We start from the raw sequence: 24,209 nt of genomic DNA, 5'->3' as shown, positions 1-24,209 counted from the left end.
CTAATCTTAGGAGCGAAAATGACTGGATTAATACTTCCTAATCTATCGAGCAACCAAATGGGACAAGTGACTATTACGATGACTGTGACGAACTGGGTTGATCAGGTAATGAGCGATCGCAAGTTCATTCCAGTTGAAGAAGTTCGCTCTCGCAAGTTGGATAATGTGCTAGTTGACACAGGCGCAACGCTGCTATGCTTGCCAGCCGAAGTTATCCAGCAGTTGGGCTTGGTACAAGGGGGAGAAGCCAGCGTTGAAACTACCGCAGGCGTGAAAATGGGTCGGATTTTTCGTGGAGTCGATTTGTGTATTAGCGATCGTCACGGCACCTTCGATTGCCTGGAACTCACCGAGGTTTCCTACGCGCTCCTTGGAGTCATCCCAATGGAAGTTTTAGGACTAGAACCCGACCTCAAAAATCGCCGCCTTCGACTACTACCGATGAATGCCGAGCAGACTTACCTGAGTGTGTTGTAACAAAAAGGATACTAATGTTCACTACTGGCTAAGCAATTCAACTAATTCTGGTTTTTTAAACTTAGTATAGCCAGTTAAACCTCGTTTTTTTGCCATTGCCTTTAACTCTGCGGCTGTCAAAGTTTCCAGAATAGAAGAATCTTTAATAACTTCAGGCATCGGTTGCGGCGTAAGGTAAAAAACTTGCTTTAAAGTATCAAGTTTCTTTCCTTTAGTAATTCCACATTTGAGCGCAACGATTGGCTCGAATGTTTTCCAATACTGACGAGGAGCTTCCTCAATTCGATTAGCAGCAACTGCAAGCTTTACGCTTTTAATTGGACTACCAGGCTGTTCAATCAAATATTCTAAAGTTGCCACGATTTCATCTCTAGATGCTAATGAAAGATTTACTTTAGGAGTAACTTCACGGGCTAGAACTTTACTAATTTCAGCCGTTGCTTCACTGTCATCAGCGATAATGCACCAAATGCGCTCCAGACCAGCTTCTTCTGCAACTGCATAAATAAATGAGTTGCCAATCACTTCATATCGACTCTTATCAATTTCCCTGACAATTACTGGAATCCAGTTACGTTCTCCACGTTGATTTAACAAGTTTGCACTTGCCCTAATCAAGAATTCTGATGCATCTGTTCCTTCACCTGGTTCAATTTCGTCCAAGTAAAGGTACATAAGATTTCCAACATCTGTTAGAGTGCTCATTACAAAAAATACTCCTTAGCTAGGTTCAAATAATATTCATGAGCTGTTCTATTCTGATAAGCAGCAGGAATTTGAGAGAAAGCTGCACTCGCTATATTTGCATGGCTAGACACTTCAAAAATATCTTCGTTTCTCCTAGCAGTAGTATACTTTGGGTAAAAATATGCCCGTAGATTATTAAATCCTTCACTCTTCGCCTGCTTGATAATATCCTCAATTGCTTTGCGTGCTATTTCTTTCTGTTTCGTTGAAGGTTTTCCACCATTAAAGAAGATTGGCAAAGCAATAGGAGAACCATCACTTCTCTTTTGTTGAGCTTCTGGGATGAATTGTTTAATAGCGAGTGCTGCATTACGAAGAGAGGAAATATCATCATGTTTTGTTGGAATGAGAACAACATCCGCAGCATGAACAGCAAGCTCACTAAAAACCTGCCAATTAGGAGGAGAGTCAATCAAAATATAATCATATAAAGAAGTTAAAGATTCTAGTTTTTGACGGAGAGTTTCCATTCCTAAAACTAATTGCTGGCGTAGCTTAACTACATCACTGTTGCTAGTACTGAGACCAATCAGCTTTTTGTCTGCTGGAATAACATCAAAAAAATCAAATTTCTTATCTCGGCGAGTCACAATATAGTTTTGAATGGAAGAACAAATATCTGAATTTCGATTAGTCAGTGCTGTATAAACATCACCATCACATGGTGAAAGACCTAAAGAATTAGTCAAGTCTTGTTGATGGGGATCAAAGTCTACAACTAAAATTTTCTTCTTTGTCTCACCCTTTAGAACAGCCGCTAAATTAATAGTCGTAGTTGTCTTGCCAACTCCACCTTTATTGTTATAAATAGCTACGGTTAAAGCTCTACTTGGATGCTCAATTTTTCGTCGAATATTGGCAACAATTTCATCAATATTATCCAAGGTAATTTCAAGGCAAGGCGTTGCTGGATAAATAACTTTTCCATGTTTACGAAATAACTGAATGTGAATAGAGTTTGTAATAATTCCCCATTCGACAGTTTTAGAATTTGGAGCATGTAAGTACTTCTTTAACTGCTTAACAGTTCTTTCATAGCTTGGCGAATCCTCTTTTAAACTGACATCTCGTCCTTTCAATTCTATGAACAAGTAAGGACTGGAGCCTGTTATAACAAAAATGTCACTTTCTATCGTTTTTCTTACTGCATAATCTACTGAGCCATCACCCGTATTAAATTCTGGATAAACTTCACCTTGCTCGAAGCCTAATGCTTTGATAACGGAGGAAGCTATAAATTGATGGCTGACAATTGCTTCTTGAGCATAGTCTGGAAGACTTTGTAAAGCTCCTTGGAGACTGGTGGATGTCATAAGCATGTTTGTAAAGTACCGCCTCTGGTTATTCTCTACAGAGTGCCCACCAGCAGCTACTTACTAACTCTGATTAAAACTTTCTCTATCCGGAGCTTTACGAAAGCTTGAAATCTATTTCTTGCAAGCTTAACAACCGACATCCATGCGGCTAATCAGGTCGCTGCGAACCCAACCTTTTGCACCAGAGGGAAACTGAACAAAGTGCCAAACATAGCCGTCGTTGGTATTTTTTTGGTTCAGCAGTTGCACCACATCGCCTTGTACGCCGTAGTGAGGAGACGTGGCTGAAGTAGATGGATTGGCGCGGACGTTAATCCGATCGCCTGCCTTACCTGCCAACACACCATACTCCGCCTGCCCTTGCTTATACATAACAAAATCGCCGCGCACCCATCCTTTCGCACCCGAAGAAAACTGGATATAGTTCCACATGGCGCGATCGCTGCCCCGTGTTGAGCGCATCACTTCCACGCGATCGCCAGCTAAACCATAGTGGGCACGAGATGACGCGATCGTTGGCGCAGAGCGAACATTAATTCGGCTTCCAGACTCTTGAGCAACTAACGTGGCAGGACGAGCAAACGAAGGCAAAGCAACACCTAAGACAGCGACGCTAGCGGTAACAGCAGAGAGCAAAACGGCAAGGGGTTTCATAGTAACGACCTTTTGAAATGAGTAAAGGGGACTATTTTTTACTTCAAGTCGTTCTGAGATTTTTCCAAAAAGAAACCTAATTTTTTCAAAAAGTCAACCTAATTTTTTCAAAACTAAGCCCAGCCAAAATCCAATCCCCAGATAAAAACGCATCTGGCATACTGAAAGCACACGCTCTATTAAATCCACAAGTTAAAACTCACCATGTTTGGCATCTTTCAACACAGCAGCCTCCGCATCGAAGTTCCTGCTACCGAGCAAGCATTACGACAAGGCTTGCTTCAGACAGCAAGTTTGCAGACATGGCTTTCCCCACAGCGGCTTTCCTCCGGGTTACCAGAAGAATTGACAGCAGGATTAACCTTTACCAGTTGGTTGGGTCCGATCGCAATCCAGCATCAAGTGGTTCAAGTGGAAACCAACAGCTTACGGCTCCTATTGAGTCAGGGGATTGATGGCTTTCATGAATGGCATTGGGGCGAAGGCTGGGTGCAATCCCGAATTGAGGGAATTTCTCTCTTGCCGCTCAACTTAGGGCAAACCCTGAGCCTTTTACGCTTACGGCAATTCTTGGTTGCCACGCATCCGCAAACGAACTGATTCAGCATGGGAATGTAGCCCCTCTGCCAATGCCAAAGCCTCGATCGCTCCAGCAACTTTTTCCAGTGCGGTTTGCGAATACTGCACCAAGCTGGAATGCTTTAGAAACGTCTCCACGGTTAGCGCAGAGGCATATCGCGCCGCGCCAGAAGTCGGTAGGGTGTGATTTGGACCCGCCAGGTAATCCCCAACCGCTTCTGGGGTAGAAGATCCTAAGAAAATTGCACCAGCGTGACGAATTTTATCGAGCAAGCCCCAGGGATCAACCACTTCAAGTTCCAAATGTTCGGGCGCAAATTCATTCGATAGCTCGGCTGCCACCTCTAAGGATTCCACCACTACGACTAAGCCATAATGCGCGATCGCTTTTTCCGTTAATAGACGACGTGGATGATCAACTAACTGCCGTTCCACTTCATCCACAACTTTTCGGGCTAGCACCGAATCATCTGTTAACAGGATAGAGGCTGCCATTTGATCGTGTTCCGCCTGCGCCAGCATATCCGCCGCCACATAAACCGGATTGGCGCTTTTATCCGCAATGATCAACACTTCCGATGGACCTGCCAAAGAATCGATCCCCACAGTGCCATAGACTAGTTTTTTCGCCAACGTCACATAAATGTTGCCAGGACCAGTAATGATATCGACTTTTGGAATCGTTTCAGTGCCATAGGCAAGCGCCGCGATCGCCTGCGCCCCTCCAACTCGATAAATTTCCTCAACTCCTGCCTCTTGGGCTGCAACCAATACGGCTGGACTAATCCCATTCTCCGCACTGCCTGGAGGGGTAACCATGATAATTCGAGGCACCTTGGCAACCTTGGCAGGAATGGCATTCATAATCACCGTACTGGGATAAGAAGCCTGCCCCCCCGGAACATAAATACCCGCACGGTCAACTGGGGTATAGCGTTTCCCTAGCACTACTTCATTCTCACCAAAATGCACCCAGCTTTTTGGAACCCGCTGACGATGAAAGGCTTCCACTTGCCGACACGCAAGCTGAATGGCATCTAGCAATTCTTTAGGAACCTGTTGGTAAGCAGCATCTAGCTCTGAGCCGCTCACCCGCAAGTCATCAGATTTCAAATCCCGACGATCAAACTCTGAAGTGTAATGCAGTAGGGCGCGATCGCCCTGCCGTTTCACTGCTTGAAGCACTTCTCGCACCGTTGACTCTTTGTGAGTAACCTGGTCATCGTGAGTGCGGTCACAGATACGCCGTAGTTCAGATCGTGCCTCGGTTCGCTGAGTAATAATTCGCAGCATGGAAGTCGGAATGCCATCTTAAAAAGTTGTCTGGCGAGAACAGATTTCTGAAAGTTCTATCATTACAGTCAGAAAACAGATGCGCCCATCCTCGTTACTCTAGCTTAACCTGGATTTTTAGGAGATTGGGCTGTTGAACACAGGAGATGTTATAGTTATTCTTCGAGTATTTATCAGATTTTTCTGATAGTGTTTCGATAGGTAGTAGAGTTTTTAGGATTTACTGTGGCTAACATCAAGTCTGCCATCAAGCGCGTAGAAATTGCTGAGCGCAATCGGCTTCGGAACAAAAGCTATAAGTCTTCTGTTAAGACATTCGTGAAAAAATGCTTTGCTGCTGTGAGTAGTCATGCTGCAAGCCCAACACCCGAATCTGAGCAAGCAGTTCAGGCAAGTTTAGCCTCTGCTTACAGTCATATTGACAAAGCAGTGAAAAGAGGGGCATTGCACTCGAATACGGCAGCCCGTAAAAAATCTCGCTTGATGCGGGCAGTTAAGGGGCTTGAACCCAATTCATCAACTGTGTCTTGACGTTTTTTAATATCCAAAGTGGACTTAGTAGGTTAGAGCTACCTAAGTTTTTGAGTTATTTAATAAATTGTCCTAGCTTAAACCTAAATCGAAATTAGTTTTGACCTGTCTGGCTGTCTTCTAATGCAACTTGTTGACACTCATGTTCACATTAATTTCGAGACGTTCCAGCAAGATTTAGATGAGGTAGCCAAGCGTTGGCGAGCAGCTAGCATTGCCTATCTCGTCCACTCTTGTGTGGAGCCATCAGAATTCAAGAGTATTCAGGCAATTGCAGACCGCTTCCCCGAAGTATTTTTTGCAGTCGGCTTGCATCCTTTAGATGTAGAAGGTAAGTGGACTGATCAGAGGGCTGACGAGATTTTTCAGTTAGCAAGTTCTGATCGACGGGTGGTAGCGATTGGGGAAACAGGCTTAGACTTTTTTAAGGCTCAAGATTTAGAGCAGCAACTCCAAGCGTTCAACCAACAGTTGGAGATCGCGCAACGGCTAGATTTACCCGTCATCATTCACTGTCGCGATGCAGCCGCAGTAATGGCTGACCATCTCCGCACCTTTTGGGAGCAACACGGTGCCGTTCGAGGCGTAATGCATTGCTGGGGAGGAACACCTGAAGAAACTCAGTGGTTTTTGGATTTAGGCTTTTTCATTAGCTTTAGCGGCACGGTCACCTTTAAAAAAGCAACTCAAATTCATGAGTCTGCTCAAATGGTGCCCAGCGATCGCATACTCGTTGAAACCGATTGTCCCTTCTTAGCCCCTATTCCTTACAGAGGAAAACGCAATGAGCCGGCTCATGTGCAACATGTTGCTGAGCAAGTTGCCATCTTACGCAATCTTTCAATGGATCAGCTTGCTGCTCAAACAACCAAAAACGCCTGTAAACTGTTCCGCCTACCCCCCCTGGGCAGCTTTAACTAGTTAACTTGAAGATCTCTACTAAAATTCCAACAACTTTCGTTTTACTCGGTTGACGACATTACATATTTTTGCTATTTAATTCCCACTTCTTACAAAATCACGGCATAATGAAAGGAAATATTAATATAGAAACAGTGGGAAACCCTTGAAGCAATCTCTACATTGGGTAGTCATGCCCCTTCGTTTTTCAAAGGCTTCTTGTTTGTCTGCATCTACATTTTTTTTGTAGAGGCATATCACATTTCAAACACATTTAGCCAAACGGTCAAATAGTTTCTACAAGTCAACGGTTCAATCACATGAATTTTGTAGCAGCTTCAAAATATTTGAGATATTTGAACATTTATATCTTTGGTTTTCCTAGTTTTGTTCTCTAAAGAGCGATCGCAAACGAGTAGTCAAATTTATCTGACTATTGACTTTTTGATGAGCAATCATCTATAATCCATCACTCGCGCTGGGCACACCCCTTCTGAAGACAACGCATGACTGAATACAACACGCCCGCTTTCACCTTACCGGATTTAGTTGAAATTCAGCGGGAGAGCTTCCGCTGGTTTCTTGAAGAAGGTTTGATTGAAGAATTAGACAGTTTTTCTCCGATTACAGACTATACCGGGAAGTTAGAGCTTCACTTCGTTGGCAAGGACTATAAGCTAAAACGACCTAAATACGATGTTGATGAGGCGAAGCGACGGGATAGTACCTACGCCGTTCAAATGTATGTCCCCACTCGTTTGATTAACAAAGAAACTGGAGAGATCAAGGAACAGGAAGTATTCATTGGCGATTTGCCACTGATGACCGATCGCGGCACCTTCATTATCAACGGGGCAGAGCGCGTTATTGTCAATCAGATTGTTCGTAGTCCTGGAGTTTACTACAAGTCTGAAACAGACAAAAACGGACGACGTACCTATAATGCTAGTCTGATTCCCAACCGGGGCGCTTGGCTGAAGTTTGAAACCGACAAAAATGATTTGGTGTGGGTTCGGATTGACAAAACCCGTAAGCTCTCTGCCCAAGTCCTCTTAAAGGCTTTGGGTCTTAGCGATGGTGAAATCTTTGACGCATTGCGCCATCCTGAATATTTTCAGAAAACGATTGATAAAGAAGGACAATACGGCGAAGAAGAAGCCTTGATGGAATTGTATCGGAAACTGCGCCCCGGTGAGCCTCCCACGGTTTCCGGTGGTCAGCAACTGCTTGATTCTCGCTTCTTCGACCCGAAACGATACGATTTAGGAAAAGTTGGGCGGTATAAGCTGAATCGGAAACTGCGTTTGAATGTTCCTGAAGTGATGCGGGTATTAACGCCACAAGATATTCTTTCGGCGATCGACTATCTAATCAACCTAGAATTTGATATTGGCACAATTGACGATATTGATCACCTCGGCAATCGACGAGTCCGTTCGGTCGGTGAACTTCTACAAAATCAGGTGCGGGTTGGACTAAACCGTTTGGAGCGGATTATCCGAGAACGCATGACTGTTTCCGATGCGGATTCATTGACCCCAGCATCCTTAGTCAATCCAAAACCATTAGTGGCAGCAATCAAGGAGTTTTTTGGCTCCTCTCAACTGTCGCAGTTTATGGATCAGACGAACCCCTTAGCAGAATTGACCCACAAGCGGCGATTGAGCGCCCTCGGTCCGGGTGGCTTAACCCGTGAACGTGCTGGGTTTGCAGTTCGAGATATTCATCCCTCTCACTATGGGCGCATCTGTCCTATTGAAACCCCTGAAGGTCCCAACGCTGGCTTGATTGGTTCTTTGGCAACCCATGCGCGAGTCAACGCCTACGGGTTTATCGAAACGCCTTTTTGCAAAGTTGAAAATGGACGGGTGTGCCGTGATATCGCAGCGGCTTACATGACAGCGGATGAGGAAGACGATCTGCGCGTTGCGGCGGGCGATGTGCCAATGGATGAAACTGGATTAATTCTGGGCGATGAGGTTCCGATTCGTTATCGTCAAGAGTTCACGACAGCCACTCCGGATGAAATTGATTATGTTGCCGTTTCTCCCGTACAAATCATCTCTGTTGCGACTTCATTAATTCCTTTTTTGGAACATGATGATGCCAACCGGGCGCTGATGGGATCAAACATGCAGCGTCAAGCAGTGCCCTTGCTGCGTCCTGAGCGTCCTTTGGTCGGAACGGGCTTAGAAGCTCAAGCCGCGAGAGATTCGGGCATGGTAATTGTCAGCCGCACTGACGGGGAAGTGATCTTTGTCTCAGCCGATCGCATCCGAGTCCGCGATCCCCAAGGTCGAGAAATCGACTATCAAGTTCAAAAATATCAGCGGTCTAACCAGGATACCTGTCTAAATCAGCGTCCGATTGTATTCTTGGGCGATCGCGTGATTGCTGGACAAATTCTGGCAGATGGTTCAGCGACCGAATCCGGTGAATTAGCGCTCGGGCAAAATATCCTCGTTGCCTATATGCCTTGGGAAGGCTACAACTACGAAGATGCCATCCTTATCAGTGAGCGTTTAGTCTTCAACGATATTTATACCTCAATCCATATTGAAAAGTATGAGATTGAAGCACGTCAAACCAAGCTGGGACCTGAAGAAATCACCCGTGAAATTCCCAACGTGGGTGAGGATGCCCTACGTCAGCTAGATGAAACTGGCATTATTCGTATTGGTGCCTGGGTGCAGCAAAGCGACATTTTGGTCGGTAAGGTGACTCCTAAAGGGGAATCCGACCAGCCTCCCGAAGAAAAGCTGTTGCGGGCAATTTTTGGCGAAAAAGCGAGAGATGTGCGGGATAACTCCCTGCGGGTTCCCAACGGTGAAAAAGGTCGCGTTGTTGATGTGCGGGTGTTTACACGAGAGCAGGGAGACGAACTGCCGCCCGGTGCAAACATGGTCGTTCGCGTCTATGTTGCTCAAAAACGCAAGATTCAAGTGGGCGATAAGATGGCGGGCCGTCATGGCAACAAAGGGATTATTTCTCGCATTTTACCCATTGAAGACATGCCTTACTTGCCTGATGGCACTCCAATTGACATTGTGCTAAATCCGCTGGGTGTGCCTTCGCGGATGAACGTCGGTCAGGTTTATGAATGCCTTTTGGGTTGGGCAGCGGAAAACTTGGGGGTGCGCTTTAAGGTGATCCCCTTTGATGAAATGCACGGGGAAGAAAAATCGCGTGAAACTGTTCATTCTAAACTTCAAGAAGGAGCGGATCATCAGGGTGCAGACTGGGTATTTAATTCCGAAGATCCCGGTAAAATCCAAACCTATGATGGTCGGACTGGGGAACCTTTTGATCGTGCTGTCACCATTGGTATGGCATACATGCTGAAATTGGTTCACTTAGTGGATGACAAGATTCACGCTCGTTCGACTGGACCTTACTCGCTAGTGACGCAGCAACCGCTGGGTGGTAAAGCTCAACAGGGTGGACAGAGGTTTGGAGAGATGGAAGTGTGGGCATTGGAAGCCTTTGGAGCGGCTTACATTCTGCAAGAGCTTCTCACCGTCAAGTCAGACGATATGCAGGGACGCAACGAAGCGCTGAATGCGATCGTCAAAGGCAAAGCGATTCCACGCCCTGGAACTCCAGAGTCTTTCAAAGTATTGATGCGTGAGCTTCAATCCCTTTGTTTGGATGTAGCTGTACACAAGCTGGATACTCGTGAGGACGGCACCAGTCGTGATTCTGAGGTGGATCTGATGGCAGATGTAAGCACTCGGCGAGCGCCCTCTCGACCCACCTATGAATCTATTTCTAGGGATGAAATGGACGATAGCGACGAATAATAATGCTACAGGATGGGGAGAAGGCGCGATCGCACTTCTTCCCATCTCCCTTCTACAACTTTCTTGCTATACCCCGATCTTAATAAGGAATAACGCCCGATGCCGAAGCTAGAGCAGAGGTTTGACTACGTAAAAATTGGTCTGGCATCTCCAGAAAGAATTCGCCAATGGGGAGAACGAACTCTCCCTAACGGTCAAGCCGTAGGTGAAGTAACAAAACCGGAAACAATTAACTATCGAACACTCAAGCCCGAAATGGATGGGTTGTTTTGTGAGCGCATTTTTGGTCCCGCAAAAGACTGGGAATGCCATTGCGGCAAATACAAGCGCGTGCGCCATCGCGGTATTGTCTGTGAACGCTGCGGTGTGGAAGTTACCGAGTCCCGTGTGCGTCGTCATCGTATGGGTTATATCAAACTAGCGGCTCCCGTTGCCCATGTTTGGTATTTGAAGGGAATTCCAAGTTACATGGCAATTCTGCTAGATATGCCCCTTCGGGATGTGGAGCAGATTGTTTACTTTAATGCCTATGTGGTGCTAAACCCCGGCAATGCAGAAAACCTATCCTACAAGCAACTTCTGACTGAAGATCAGTGGATCGAAATTGAGGATCAGCTTTATAGCGAAGATTCTCAGTTGACAGGCGTTGAGGTTGGCATTGGGGCAGAGGCTCTACAGCAATTGTTGCAAGACATCAATCTAGAAGAAGAAGCCGAAAAACTGCGGGAAGAAATTGCTACTTCTAAAGGTCAGAAACGAGCAAAACTGATCAAACGGCTACGGGTAATTGACAACTTCATTGCGACGGGTTCTCAAACCGATTGGATGGTATTGACGGTGATTCCCGTTATTCCGCCTGATTTGCGTCCGATGGTGCAGCTAGATGGCGGACGGTTCGCTACCTCTGATTTAAATGATCTGTATCGACGGGTGATCAACCGCAACAACCGCTTGGCTCGTTTGCAAGAAATTCTAGCCCCTGAAATTATCGTCCGTAATGAAAAGCGGATGTTGCAGGAAGCGGTGGATGCTTTGATTGACAACGGGCGGCGTGGTCGCACAGTGGTTGGTGCAAATAATCGTCCGCTTAAATCCCTATCTGACATCATTGAAGGGAAGCAGGGGCGCTTCCGTCAAAACCTGTTGGGTAAACGGGTAGATTACTCCGGGCGATCGGTGATTGTGGTGGGTCCAAAGCTGAAGATTCATCAATGCGGTTTGCCTAGAGAAATGGCGATCGAGTTGTTTCAGCCCTTCGTCATCCATCGGTTGATTCGGCAAGGGTTAGTCAACAATATTAAAGCTGCCAAAAAACTCATCCAGCGCAATGATCCCACCGTATGGGATGTGTTGGAAGACGTGATTGAAGGGCATCCCGTTATGTTAAACCGGGCACCCACGCTTCACCGCTTGGGTATTCAAGCCTTTGAACCCGTTTTGGTAGAAGGTCGAGCAATCCAACTGCATCCATTAGTATGCCCGGCATTTAACGCTGACTTTGATGGAGACCAAATGGCAGTGCATGTGCCTCTATCCATTGAAGCGCAAGCCGAAGCCCGGTTGTTGATGCTGGCATCTAACAATATTTTGTCGCCTGCAACAGGTCGCCCCATTATCACCCCTAGCCAAGATATGGTATTGGGTTGTTATTACCTCACCGCAGAAAACCCTGCGGCTCAAGGCGGCGGCGATCGCTATTTCTATAACCTGGAAGACGCGATCGTTGCATACGATCAGAAGCAGGTTGCGCTCCATGCCCATGTTTGGGTGCGTTTTGATGGCGAAGTAGACAGCGGCGAACCCGACGATGAAGTGTTGGAAGAAACAACCTCTGATGGTTTGATCACTAGGCTCTATAAACACCGTCGGGTGCGGCTTGATGCAGAAGGTAATCTGCTTTCCCAATATGTTCGCACCACGCCAGGACGCATCATCTTCAATAAAACCATTCACGATGCCTTAGCAGGCTAAGACAGCTTAGTGGGGCTGGATTTGATCTCTAGCCCCCTAATTATTTTCAGATTTAACATTTTGTTCATGGCACAGGCGGACTTAAACATGGCAGAGCGCAACGAACAACCCATCTTTCGGAATCAGGTCGTTAATAAGAAAGAGCTAACCAAGCTGATTTCTTGGGCATTCACGAACTACGGTACTGCACGCACCGCTCAAATGGCAGACATGGTAAAGGACATGGGCTTTAAGTTTGCCACCCGTGCAGGGGTGTCGATCAGCGTGGATGATTTGCAAGTGCCGCCAACCAAGCGCAAATTGCTCGATGCGGCGCAAGAAACCATTCGAGAAACTGAAGAAAAATACACTCGCGGCGAAATCACCGAAGTGGAACGATTCCAAAAGGTGATTGATACCTGGAACGGCACTAATGAAGAACTGAAAGATGAGGTTGTCAAAAACTTTAAATCCAATAACCCGCTGAACTCCGTTTACATGATGGCGTTTTCTGGGGCACGGGGAAATATTTCTCAGGTTCGCCAGTTGGTGGGAATGCGCGGTCTGATGGCAAATCCCCAGGGTGAAATTATCGACTTGCCAATTAAGACCAACTTCCGAGAAGGGCTGACCGTCACGGAATACATTATTTCATCCTATGGGGCGCGAAAAGGTTTAGTAGATACCGCCTTACGAACCGCCGACTCTGGTTATCTGACCCGTCGTTTAGTAGACGTTTCCCAGGACGTGATTATTCGGGAACTTGACTGTGGCACTCAGCGCGGGATTCCCTTAACCAGCATGACTGATGGCGATCGCGTCTTGATTCCCCTTAAAAATCGTCTTTTGGGTCGTGTTGCCGCCCGTGATATTGTTCATCCAGAAACAGGCGAGATCATCATTGCTCGGAATCAAGCAATCTCAGATGAAGATGCGGAGAAGATTGCCCAAGCAGGCGTAGAAGAAGTTTTGCTGCGATCGCCGCTTACCTGCGATGCTACCCGGTCGGTTTGCCAGCTTTGCTATGGGTGGAGCCTTGCCCATGCCCACATGGTAGACATCGGCGAAGCAGTAGGCATCATCGCCGCCCAATCAATTGGGGAACCCGGAACTCAACTGACTATGAGAACCTTCCATACTGGAGGTGTGTTTACCGGTGAAATGGCGCGCCAAGAACGGGCAAACTTTGATGGCACCATTAAATTTCCCAAGCGGTTTCGGACTCGTGCCTTCCGCACCCGTCATGGCGAAGATGCCCTCGTTGTCGAATCCGTGGATGCCAATACTAAAGTAGTGTTGGACGGAGGATCTGCTGGACAACAGGCATTCTCTATCTTGCAAGGTGCAACCCTACTTGTAAAAGATGGTCAAAAGGTAAAAGCGGGACATATCCTCGCTGAAGTTCCCCTAACTGGGCGATCGCGCAAAACAACCGAAAAAGCCGCAAAAGACGTAGCGTCTGATATGGCTGGAGAGGTTCAATTTGCAGATCTCGTTCCAGAAGAGAAAAAAGATCGTCAAGGCAACACCACCCGCATTGCCCAACGAGGCGGCTTGCTATGGATTTTGTCGGGCGAAGTCTACAACTTGCCACCCGGTGCAGAACCCATCGTCAAAAACGGGGACTCTATCCAAGCCGCCGGAGTCATTGCCGAAACAAAGCTAGTGACAGAACATGGCGGAATTGTTCGGCTTCCTCAAGAACCAGAAGGCAACAAAGGTGGACGAGAAGTTGAAATTATCACTGCCTCTGTGCTGCTCGATCAAGCCCAAATTCGGGCAGAAAGTTTCCAAGGTCGAGATCACTACCTGATTGAAACCAATCACAATCAAACTTTCTCTCTCAAAGCCACCCCTGGAACTAAAGTAACAAATGGTCAAGTAGTTGCCGAACTGATTGACGATCGCTACCGCACCCAAACAGGCGGCATCATCAAATATTCTGGCGTAGAAGTAGGCAAACGCGGGAAAGCCAAGCAAGGATACGAAGTCATTAAAGGTGGCACCCTAATTTGGATTCCCGAAGAAGCCCACGAAGTCAACAAAGACATCTCTTTATTAATGGTGGAAGATGGACAATACGTCGAAGCAGGCACAGAAGTTGTTAAAGATATCTTCTGCCAAAGTAACGGCGTGATTGAAGTTACCCAGAAGAATGACATTCTCCGGGAAATCGTTGTCAAACCAGGCGACTTACACATGGTCGATAATCCTGACGACATCATTACTCGTGAGGCAATTCTAGCCAATCCCGGTCAGGAAATCATGCCAGGGTTAACCATCAACGAACTCAAATATGTTGAGTACGTGGAGACTCCTGAAGGACCTGCCATGCTAGTCCGTCCAATCATGGAATTTACGGTTCCAAACGAACCCTCAGTTCCCAGCCAAGAATCGTCCAATGATGATTCAGGGCGTTCTATCCGCCTAAGAGCCATTCAACGGATGCCTTACAAGGATGGAGAGCGAGTCAAGTCTGTCGAAGGATTAGAACTGCTCAAAATTCAACTGGTGCTAGAGATCGATCAAGATGCCCCACAGCTTGCAGCAGATATAGAATTAGTTCCTGACGAAATCGATCCCGATCGCTTGCGCTTGCAGCTTGTTATTTTAGAATCTCTAGTCATTCGGCGCGATATTTCGGCAGATCCTACCCAAGGCAGTACTCAAACACGAGTATTAGTCAAGGATGGCGATCAGATTGCACCGGGTGCAGTGGTTGCTCGTACTGAAATTCAGTGTAAAGAAGCGGGTGAAGTCCGGGGGATTCGCGAAGGAGCAGAGGCAATTCGACGAATTTTGGTGGTTCGAGATGCGGATCTGATCACCATTAACACCAAGGGACAGCCTACAGTTAGCCCTGGAGATTTGGTTGTGGCGGGAACCAAAGTTGCTCCTAACTTTGCCCTAGAAGAATCGGGTTTGGTGGTGCAGGTCAATGAATCCGAACTGACGATGCGGTTAGCGCGCCCTTATCGGGTTTCACCTGGAGCCGTGTTGCACATCGATCATGGTGACCTGGTACAGCGGGGCGACCATTTAGTCCTCCTAGTATTTGAGCGCTCTAAAACCGGAGATATCATTCAAGGTCTTCCTCGAATTGAGGAACTTTTAGAAGCACGTAAGCCCAGAGAAGCCTGCGTTCTCGCTGAAAGAGATGGTACGGCTCAGGTTGTTTATGATACTGACGATGACTCCATTGAGGTCAAAATCGTTGAATCAGATGGCAGCCTGCGCGAGTATCCCATTAGCCCTGGACAAAATGTGATTGTTTCCGATGGTCAACAGGTTACTGCGGGGGAGCGATTGACTGATGGTCCTTCTAACCCACATGAACTGCTAGAGGTGATGTATCGGGCAAGTCGTGAAACCATGGGAGTTCATGATTCGGCATTGCGTAGCCTACGAGAAGTGCAAACCTTTCTGGTGAGTGAGGTTCAGTCTGTTTATCAATCTCAAGGTGTTGACATTTCAGACAAACACATTGAAGTGGTTGTCCGGCAAATGACTTCTAAAGCACGGGTCGATGATGGCGGAGATACTACCATGCTTCCGGGTGAACTGGTTGAGCTTTACCAGGTAGAGCAGGTGAATGAGGCAATGTCGATTACAGGGGGTGCCCCAGCCGAATATACTCCAGTATTGCTGGGAATTACAAAAGCATCGCTCAACACCGATAGCTTTATCTCAGCGGCTAGTTTCCAAGAAACGACACGGGTTTTGACAGAAGCTGCGATCGAAGGTAAATCTGACTGGCTACGCGGCTTGAAAGAAAACGTCATTATTGGGCGGCTGATTCCTGCTGGAACTGGCTTCAATGCTTATGAGGAAGTGGGAAGCATCGATCCTGACTTGTCCTATGAGGGCATCGCGATGTTCGACGATGATGCTGATCTGAAAGATGTCGTTCTCGACGATCGCACTGCCCGTACCTATGGGTTAGATATTGAAGATCGGACGCTCTTTGGCGCACCAGAGTTCGGGATGACTGACCCTAAACTCGATTATGTTTCACCCATTTTGGATGATGGTGACGATGAATTCATCGGTGGTAGTAGCATCAGCAGCAAAGCTGTAGATGTTGTTGCTGATGATGATGATGAATATGAAGAGGACATTGAGGATGATCTAGAAGACTAATCCTTTCCGTTCCACGTTGTTTCACTCTTGTGAACCATTATTTTGAACTTAGGTCATCTGCTGATAAATTTACTCAGCAGATGACTTTTTCAGTTTCAAATCAGTTGTCAACTATTGAGGATTTATGGCTGCTTCAAATGAACCTTGTCTGACTGCTGCTTTTGCAACCTGTATTAAAAGCTTGAGCCTAGATCACATTCAACGGCATTTGTTCATTTGTGCTGACCAAACGAAACCAAAATGTTGCTCCCAAGAACTCAGTTTAGTGGCGTGGGATTATTTAAAAAATCGATTAAAAGAACTCAAGCTTGATCAGACTACAGATACTCGCTCAAGCTGTATATTTCGGACTAAAGCTAACTGCCTGCGGGTTTGTATGCAAGGACCGATTTTAGTTGTCTACCCAGATGGAGTCTGGTATCACAGTGCTACGCCGCCAGTGATTGAGCGGATTATCCAAGAACACCTCATTGGCAATCAGATCGTTCAAGAGTATGCATTTTTGGTGCATCCGCTGCCTACTGAAAACTCTAATAAAAAACTTATCTAGGGAGTAATTTCGCCCACGCGGTTCAGCGGCCAAAACCGGACGATCGCCTGACCAATAATATTTTCACGGGGCACAAATCCCCAATAGTGACTATCACAGCTATTATTACGGTTATCGCCCAAAACCAAGTATGAATCTTGAGGGACGACCCTGGGACCATATTGATATTCAGGAACGCTATCTAGATAGGTTTCTTTGATCGGACTATCATTAATAAAAACTAGCCCTTGCTTTACTTCTATTTTTTCCCCAGGTAGACCAATCACTCGCTTGATGTAAGCATCTTTAGACCGTTGAGATCGCGGTCCAGTAGTACACACAACGGAAGCTTCATCGGGTGGCATGAAAACCACAATATCTCCCCGCTGAAGCGGCTTAAAGTGGTAGCTAACCTTATCTATAATCAGGCGATCGTCTACCTGAAGCGTTGGCACCATCGACTTAGAAGGAATATAGCGAGCTTCTGCTACAAACGTGCGGATACCAAACGCCAGAATGGCACTCAGCCCTAAAGTCTTAAGAATTTCGACCCAAATAATCTCCTTAGGAGGTTGGGGACTATTATTATTGTCACTGGATTCTTTACTATTCACTTGAGCCATCGTAGAGATAAGGGTTATGCAGAGTTCAATACTAATCTAAATCGGCTTAGATCATGTCATCAGATTTACCTTTACTGATTCACAATGCTTTGATTGTGCAGCCAGATAGCAGCGTGGTGTTGGGAGATGTTTATATTCAAAATGGCACTATTCAGGCGATCGCCGCTGAACTGAATGCCGCCGAACTGAATGCTGCCGAACTGAGTGCATCTCATCAACCGATTAAAGAAATAGACGCAACCGGACTAACTTTGTTGCCAGGAGTGATTGATCCACAGGTGCATTTTCGCGAACCGGGATTGGAGTACAAAGAAGATTTATTTACCGCCAGTTGCGCTTGTGCAAAAGGAGGCGTGACCTCGTTTTTAGAGATGCCCAATACGCGCCCGTTGACGACTACTCAAGCCGCACTGGATGACAAGCTCCAACGAGCCGCAGAAAAGTGTTTAGTCAACTATGGCTTTTTTATTGGCGCAACCGCCGAGATGTTACCCGATTTGCTAGAGGCAATGCCTGCTTGCGGCATTAAAATTTTTATGGGTTCAATGCATGGCGCTCTGTTAGTCGATGAGGAATCGCTGCTAGATCAAATTTTTTCTAAGGGCGATCGCTTAATTGCGGTTCATGCTGAAAATCAGGCGAGAATTCGCGATCGCCGTCAGCAGTTTGCCGGAATCACCGATCCGGCGATTCACTCTCAAATTCAGGACAATCAAGCCGCCTTGGAAGCCACGCAACTGGCGCTTAAACTTTCCAAAAAATATCAGCGACGATTGCATATCCTGCATCTATCCACGGCAGAAGAAGCCGAGTTATTGCGGCATGAGAAACCCGCCTGGGTGACTGCCGAAGTCACACCCCAACATTTGCTGCTCAATACCAGCGCCTATGAAACAATCGGCACACGGGCACAAATGAATCCACCTTTGCGATCGCCCCACGACAATCAAGTCCTCTGGCAAGCGTTGCTAGATGGCGTGATTGACTTTATCGCCACCGATCATGCGCCCCATACTCTCGAAGAAAAAGCGAAACCTTACCCCGACTCGCCCTCCGGAATGCCGGGAGTGGAAACCTCTCTAGCGCTGCTGCTGACCCAGGCAATGGAAGGACGTTGTACCGTGGCACAGGTGGCAAACTGGATGTCTACCGCTGTGGCAAAGGCATATGGTATCCCCAATAAAGGGCAGATTGCGATCGGCTATGATGCCGATTTGGTGCTAGTGGATTTGAACACCTATCGCACCGTGCAGCGGGAAGATCAGTTAACCAAATGTGGCTGGAGTTCCTTTGAAGGGTGGAACCTGACAGGCTGGGCAGTGATGACGATTGTGGGGGGACAGATTGTATTTGACCACGGCAAGTTAAACACCTCTGTACGCGGTCAGCCGTTGCGATTTACTTAACAAGTTTCAGGTTTCAGGAGATTGGTGATCTTGCCTGTGGTTCACGTACCCTACGCAATCTAACTCAAAACTCAAAACTCAAAATTGACTATCCAGTGCGGTATCTTAAAACTTCCCATAGGTATTAGGCTCATTTGGCGTTGCTCGTCGTCGCTAGCCAATCGAATCAGCAAATAATCCACAGGTCTATAGGGAAGGCGTTCTGCCCATTCGATCGCCACGATGCCGGGTTCTACTTCTACTCCATCCCAATAAGTATCGGGGTAAAGTTGGGCAACTGCGTCCGGCTGCAATCGGTATAAATCCATGTGATAGAGCGGCAAGCGTCCCCCAAAATACTCATTGACTAAGGTAAACGTGGGGCTATCAATGGTGTCTGGAATGTTCAGCCCTTCCCCAATGGCTTGAACCAAGGTGGTTTTGCCGCTACCCAATTCACCTTCTAGCAGCAATACGCTTCCCACTGCCAAAGTTTGCCCCAATTGCCTACCAATTTGGCGGGTTGCGTGAATATCCAAATTAGTGAGAGTCATAGGGCTGGAGCCAACTGAATCGCTTAGAGGAAGCATGGTAAAGCACCTATTAACAATTGCAAATAGAAAGTTCTAACCCTTGATTTATTACAACAAATAGTTACACTTTGAAAGTTGTTCAATCAGAGCGATCGCAATTTCAATCAGCATAATGAGCAACTGCGATCGTTTTTAATTTGCGAACTGTTTTTTACTATTTCTCCAGGTTAAACGCATCAATTCTAACGTTGACAGTTCTGTAAGTTGGTTTCCCAGCGGTGCGCTACTAGCAATTTTGACAATTAGGGAAAAACAGATGCAAAAAATCTATCAGAAAACCGCCGCGATCGCGTTTAGCGCAGTTGTGGGAATTGGCACCATCACGGCACCTACTCAAGCAGCCACTCTTACCTGGGGATTGAGCTTTTTTGATACTGCTGGTAACCCGGTTGGCACTGGTGAGTTTAGCTACGACGATGAAGCTTTAACGTTTGTGCAAACGCTTCCAATTTCGGCTCCAGTTGGCTTTGAGGTGAGAAATGCTTTGACTAATTTTTCGGCAACGGTGCTAGGGAAAAGCTGGAGTTTGGGCGATCGCCCTGGTGTGACTTGGTGGCAGCCCACGGACTCCAAAAATCTTGGGCAACAGGTCATCAGCCGTTATGGAATTTTCATCGCGGATACCTGGTTTTTTGGAGATGTTGGATCAGGCATACGGCAATTTTCGCTGCAAGGCAACCAACAAAATTCTGCGGGTTGGGGTGGTTCTTGGGTTCAGTCAGTCGTAGGACTCACTCCATCCTTCGGCTCAGGCTCTTGGAGCGCTTCCCCCAGCAGTGCCGCCGTTCCTGAACCCAGCACTGTTTTGGGTCTAACGCTGGTTGGAGTAGGCGTTTGGTTCCGCAAAAAGACTAAAAAACCATAAACTACAAGCCTTGAACCTTTGTAAACCAGCGAAATAGCACACGAGCTAATGCTTCAGGATCATGGCGAACGACTCCGGTATGCTCCTCTTCGTCGATTACATTTGCCAAAATAATTCGTCTTCCTAGCCGACTAACGACATCGCGATCGAGGGGCACCGGGTTGGAATTTTCTTGAGCATAGCGAATCAGTGCTCTTGCCGTTGGCATCTGCTTTTGAACTAAGACGGCTTCAAATAAAGGCTTGCCGCAGGCTTGATCGATCGCTTGGATATGATCACCCACGCTGTAGCCCTGAGTTTCACCTTCTTGGGTCATGATGTTACAGACGTAAATACGCGGTGCTTTAGAGTGGGCGATCGCGTCGGCAATATCGGGCACCAACAAGTTTGGAATAATACTGGTATAGAGGCTACCGGGACCCATAATAATAAAATCTGCTTCCTGAATGGCAACTAGCGCTCTGGGTAAAGCGGGTGGATTTTCAGGCGTGCAGCCCACGCGAACGATCGCGCCACAGGCTTCGGTAATGTGTGATTCTCCCTCAATCCGTCTGCCATCGGTTAGATCTGCCCACAACCGTACATCGCTCAGAGTGGCAGGCAACACTTCTCCCCGCACGGCAAGCACACGAGAACTAGCGGCGATCGCCTGCTCTAGATCTCCCGTAATTTCATTCATTGCCGTCAGAAACAAATTGCCAAAGCTATGTCCCGTCAGTCCATCCCCCGCCTGAAACCGATATTGAAACAGTTCCGTCATCAGTTTTTCTTCGTCTGCTAGCGCTGCTAGACAGTTCCGAATATCACCCGGTGGCAGCACACCAATTTCACGCCGCAACCGCCCAGAAGAACCGCCATCATCTGCCACTGTGACGATCGCGGTGATATTCGCGCTGTATTGTTTTAGCCCACGCAGCAAAGTCGAAAGCCCGGTGCCACCGCCCACCACGACAATTTTGGGTCCTCGATTTAAGCGGCGATGCGCCAACAGCACATCAATCAGATCTTCATTACCATTGGGCATTAACACTTCGGTGATGGCACCCAAAGTTCGCGATTGCCCCCACCACACCAGCAACAAGCCGCCCCCAACCACCAAGGGTCCACTAACATAGCTTGGAATAATTTCGGTTGTCTGCTGTAAAATCCAGCCAAAAAACTGAGTCGTGCGAAATACAGGAGTCCACTTCATCGAAATGGCAATCCCCAAGGTGGCAAGCGAGACTCCGGCAGCGCTCAGCAGCAGCCACCGTTTGACAAATAGCCCCGGTGCCATCCACTTGAACCACCGACTTAGACGAACTGGAGTCCGGCTAATAGATTCGTGCCGCAGTGCGTGGATTGCCTGTTTCAATAAGCCAATGGTCATTGCTAGTTAGAAAGAAGGTGCTGAAAAACAGGTGTCGAGAATACTTTAATCGGTTTCGACTTTAGCAGCACAACCACTTGAATACCTACACTTTTGTTGATAAATCGTCAGACTTTATGAGTTAGAAAGTGGGCGATCGCCTGTTTAGTATTGTGAATCACGCTCCAAGTTTTGTGTGTGAATTCTAGAAGAAGTTGAGGGCAACGATTCCCTCCAAAAGCCATAAAAAAGGGGAATAGGATTTTAAACCCATTCCCCGTCACTCATAGCTAATTAACTTTTAGCTTTGCTCAACTCAGTTACTTGCTATTCACAAAGTCGGCATCAATCACATCATCAGTGTTGGCAGCCGAACCATTCGCTGGATCTTCGCTGGATGCGTTTTCACTATCAGCGTTGGCATTAGCATAGATTGCTTGCCCCACTTGCATCAAGGCTTGCTGTAACTCGTTAGTCAACGTTTTCATTTGGTCATAGTCTTCACGGGTCACAGACTCGCGTAGATTTGCAACCAACTCTTCCACTCGGCTCTTGTCTGCCGCTGGCACCTGACCATTCAAGTCTTGCAGTTGCTTTTCAGCTTGATAGACTAATGTTTCAGCATTATTTTTGGTGTCTACCTGCTCCCGACGTTGGCGATCGCTGTCTGCATTTCGCTTCGCATCTTCCACCATACGTTCCACTTCAGATTTATCCAAGGTAGACGCACCGCTGATTTGAATAGACTGCACCTTACCCGTGCCTTTATCTTTGGCAGAAACCGACAGAATACCATTGGCATCCAAGTCAAACACAACTTCAATTTGAGGAACGCCACGCGGAGCAGAAGGAATGCCATCCAATCGGAAGGTTCCTAAGCTCTTGTTATCGTTTGACATTTCCCGTTCGCCTTGCAGCACATGGATTTCCACATTGGATTGTCCATCCACAGCGGTAGAGAAAACTTCCGACTTTTTGGTAGGAACGGTCGTGTTGCGGGGAATGATCCGAGTCATCACACCGCCCATGGTTTCCACGCCCAACGAGAGGGGAGTCACGTCTAGCAGCAGCATATCGGTCACTTCACCCGACAGCACACCTGCTTGAACCGCCGCACCGACTGCAACCACTTCATCCGGGTTGACGGTCATGTTGGGTGCTTTACCCGTGATTTTTTGCACTAAGTCTTGGACTGCGGGAATGCGAGTGGAACCCCCGACTAGGACTACTTCATCAATATCACTTGCTGTTAGCTTGGCATCGCGAATAGCTTGCTCGACAGGAACCCGGCAGCGATCGAGCAGATCAGCAGCCAGCTTCTCAAACTCGGCGCGGGTCAGGGTCAAGTCAATGTGTTTCGGTCCGTCTTGAGTGGCAGTGATAAAGGGAAGATTGATTCCGGCTTGAGTTGCATTAGAAAGCTCAATCTTGGCTTTTTCTGCGGCTTCAGTTAACCGTTGCAGCGCTTGCTTGTCTTTCCGCAAGTCAACTCCTTCCAACGCTTGAAACTGGGTCGCAATCCAATCAACGATTTTTTTATCAAAGTCATCGCCGCCTAAGTGAGTGTCGCCACTCGTGGATTTCACTTCAACCACGCCATCGCCCACTTCTAGCAAAGATACGTCAAACGTCCCACCGCCCAAGTCAAAGACGAGAATGGTTTCGTTATTTTTCTTGTCTAACCCATAAGCTAATGCTGCCGCAGTGGGTTCGTTGACAATCCGGAGGACTTCAATTCCGGCGATTTTACCCGCATCTTTAGTTGCTTGCCGTTGAGAATCGTTGAAGTAAGCGGGAACAGTGATCACCGCTTGGGTGACTTTATCGCCCAAATACTTGCTAGCGTCATCCACTAACTTCCGCAGCACTTGTGCCGAGATTTCTTCCGGAGCAAATTTCTTGTCTACAGCAGGCGCGGCAATCTTAACGCTGCTACCGTCTTGCTCTACTTTATAAGAAACCTGTTTGGATTCCTGGCTGACTTCGCTATACTGCCGCCCGATAAACCGCTTAACGGAGTAAATCGTGTTTTCTGGATTCATCACCGCTTGGCGTTTGGCAATTTGCCCCACTAGGCGATCGCCATTTTTTGCATATGCCACCACTGATGGTGTGGTGCGTCCACCTTCTGCGTTCGCAATAACTAAGGGTTGTCCACCTTCCATCACTGCTACACAGGAATTTGTCGTTCCTAAATCAATTCCAACTACTTTAGCCATGAGCGCTTAACCTCTTTTCCAATTTCTGCATGTCTCTAGAATATCGGGGAACCACTGAACTAAGGGTTCGGCTAGCACCTCCATTCCTACGGGTAATTGCCGTACAAGCGAATCGCCTATCGGCTTGATCACCCAAGCCATCTCGGATGAAAGCAAGCTAAACTAGACATCTAAGGCGCGACCTAGCTGCTCAGAGAAAGCTATGTAAGAAAAGCTATAAAGCTATTAAGAGAAAATAGCCAACCTTAGACGAAGAACTT

Annotated in this window: 16 protein-coding genes and 1 pseudogene; 9 read left to right on the top strand and 8 right to left on the bottom strand. The window is 47.1% G+C overall.

The window, feature by feature from the left end; translation table 11 throughout:
• Nucleotides 1-18: 18 nt before the first annotated feature.
• A complete protein-coding gene (locus AB3R30_RS10335) occupies nucleotides 19-477 on the top strand; it encodes an aspartyl protease (RefSeq protein ID WP_458649097.1) in 459 nt (152 codons plus the stop codon).
• A 21-nt stretch (nucleotides 478-498) separates the two neighbouring features.
• On the opposite strand, the gene AB3R30_RS10330 is transcribed toward AB3R30_RS10335, so the two are convergent.
• The 3 genes from AB3R30_RS10330 to AB3R30_RS10320 all read right to left on the bottom strand — a co-directional run bounded on the left by AB3R30_RS10330 (nucleotide 499) and on the right by AB3R30_RS10320 (nucleotide 3,194).
• Nucleotides 499-1,182, bottom strand: coding sequence for a Rho termination factor N-terminal domain-containing protein (locus AB3R30_RS10330; RefSeq protein ID WP_458649096.1), 684 nt, complete (start codon nucleotides 1,180-1,182; stop codon nucleotides 499-501).
• The gene (locus AB3R30_RS10325) at nucleotides 1,182-2,537 is read right to left on the bottom strand and encodes an AAA family ATPase (RefSeq protein ID WP_458649095.1); all 1,356 of its coding nucleotides are present in this window, start codon (nucleotides 2,535-2,537) and stop codon (nucleotides 1,182-1,184) included. The genes AB3R30_RS10330 and AB3R30_RS10325 overlap by 1 nt, the downstream gene beginning before the upstream one ends.
• A gap of 129 nt (nucleotides 2,538-2,666) precedes the next feature.
• A complete protein-coding gene (locus tag AB3R30_RS10320) occupies nucleotides 2,667-3,194 on the bottom strand; it encodes an SH3 domain-containing protein (protein WP_458649094.1) in 528 nt (175 codons plus the stop codon).
• Between the two features lie 204 nt (nucleotides 3,195-3,398).
• Between AB3R30_RS10320 and AB3R30_RS10315 the strand changes: the two genes are divergently transcribed.
• Nucleotides 3,399-3,794, top strand: coding sequence for a hypothetical protein (locus tag AB3R30_RS10315; RefSeq protein ID WP_458649093.1), 396 nt, complete (start codon nucleotides 3,399-3,401; stop codon nucleotides 3,792-3,794).
• Here the strand turns inward: AB3R30_RS10315 and hisD are convergent.
• The gene (hisD, locus tag AB3R30_RS10310; protein WP_458649092.1) at nucleotides 3,753-5,066 is read right to left on the bottom strand and encodes a histidinol dehydrogenase; all 1,314 of its coding nucleotides are present in this window, start codon (nucleotides 5,064-5,066) and stop codon (nucleotides 3,753-3,755) included. The genes AB3R30_RS10315 and hisD overlap by 42 nt on opposite strands.
• 225 nt (nucleotides 5,067-5,291) lie before the next feature.
• On the opposite strand from hisD, the gene rpsT reads away from it, so the two are divergent.
• From rpsT to AB3R30_RS10285, 5 genes and pseudogenes are all read left to right on the top strand, one after another.
• Nucleotides 5,292-5,597 (top strand): 30S ribosomal protein S20, encoded by a 306-nt coding sequence (gene rpsT, locus AB3R30_RS10305; protein ID WP_458649091.1) that lies wholly within the window; start codon nucleotides 5,292-5,294, stop codon nucleotides 5,595-5,597.
• 123 nt (nucleotides 5,598-5,720) lie between these two features.
• Complete coding sequence (locus AB3R30_RS10300; protein WP_458649090.1) at nucleotides 5,721-6,518, top strand: TatD family hydrolase; 798 nt, start codon at nucleotides 5,721-5,723, stop codon at nucleotides 6,516-6,518.
• 485 nt (nucleotides 6,519-7,003) lie between these two features.
• Nucleotides 7,004-10,297, top strand: coding sequence for a DNA-directed RNA polymerase subunit beta (gene rpoB, locus AB3R30_RS10295; RefSeq protein WP_458649089.1), 3,294 nt, complete (start codon nucleotides 7,004-7,006; stop codon nucleotides 10,295-10,297).
• A gap of 99 nt (nucleotides 10,298-10,396) precedes the next feature.
• Nucleotides 10,397-16,387 (top strand): annotated as a pseudogene (locus AB3R30_RS10290) (DNA-directed RNA polymerase subunit beta').
• Nucleotides 16,388-16,511: 124 nt separating this feature from the next.
• Nucleotides 16,512-16,937, top strand: coding sequence for a (2Fe-2S) ferredoxin domain-containing protein (locus tag AB3R30_RS10285; protein ID WP_458649088.1), 426 nt, complete (start codon nucleotides 16,512-16,514; stop codon nucleotides 16,935-16,937).
• On the opposite strand, the gene lepB is transcribed toward AB3R30_RS10285, so the two are convergent.
• Nucleotides 16,934-17,539: a signal peptidase I gene (lepB, locus tag AB3R30_RS10280; RefSeq protein ID WP_458649087.1), complete on the bottom strand. Its 606-nt coding sequence runs from the start codon at nucleotides 17,537-17,539 to the stop codon at nucleotides 16,934-16,936. The two genes, AB3R30_RS10285 and lepB, sit on opposite strands and share 4 nt — an antisense overlap.
• A gap of 53 nt (nucleotides 17,540-17,592) precedes the next feature.
• On the opposite strand from lepB, the gene AB3R30_RS10275 reads away from it, so the two are divergent.
• A complete protein-coding gene (locus AB3R30_RS10275; RefSeq protein WP_458649086.1) occupies nucleotides 17,593-18,945 on the top strand; it encodes a dihydroorotase in 1,353 nt (450 codons plus the stop codon).
• A 71-nt stretch (nucleotides 18,946-19,016) separates the two neighbouring features.
• On the opposite strand, the gene tsaE is transcribed toward AB3R30_RS10275, so the two are convergent.
• On the bottom strand, nucleotides 19,017-19,514 hold the full coding sequence (gene tsaE, locus AB3R30_RS10270) for a tRNA (adenosine(37)-N6)-threonylcarbamoyltransferase complex ATPase subunit type 1 TsaE (RefSeq protein ID WP_458649085.1): 498 nt from the start codon (nucleotides 19,512-19,514) through the stop codon (nucleotides 19,017-19,019).
• 259 nt (nucleotides 19,515-19,773) lie between these two features.
• Between tsaE and AB3R30_RS10265 the strand changes: the two genes are divergently transcribed.
• Nucleotides 19,774-20,382 (top strand): PEP-CTERM sorting domain-containing protein, encoded by a 609-nt coding sequence (locus AB3R30_RS10265; RefSeq protein ID WP_458649084.1) that lies wholly within the window; start codon nucleotides 19,774-19,776, stop codon nucleotides 20,380-20,382.
• 1 nt (nucleotide 20,383) lies between these two features.
• On the opposite strand, the gene AB3R30_RS10260 is transcribed toward AB3R30_RS10265, so the two are convergent.
• Both AB3R30_RS10260 and dnaK read right to left on the bottom strand, forming a co-directional pair.
• On the bottom strand, nucleotides 20,384-21,751 hold the full coding sequence (locus AB3R30_RS10260; RefSeq protein WP_458649083.1) for a gluconeogenesis factor YvcK family protein: 1,368 nt from the start codon (nucleotides 21,749-21,751) through the stop codon (nucleotides 20,384-20,386).
• A 299-nt stretch (nucleotides 21,752-22,050) separates the two neighbouring features.
• Entirely contained in the window at nucleotides 22,051-23,949 is a 1,899-nt protein-coding gene (gene dnaK / locus AB3R30_RS10255) for a molecular chaperone DnaK (RefSeq protein ID WP_458649082.1), read from the bottom strand.
• Between the last annotated feature and the right edge of the window lie 260 nt (nucleotides 23,950-24,209).

The organism is Sivoneniella epilithica UHCC 1019, from assembly GCF_040830845.1.
GTDB lineage: Bacteria > Cyanobacteriota > Cyanobacteriia > Leptolyngbyales > Leptolyngbyaceae > ULC077BIN1.
This window is presented reverse-complemented; position numbering and strand designations above follow the sequence as displayed.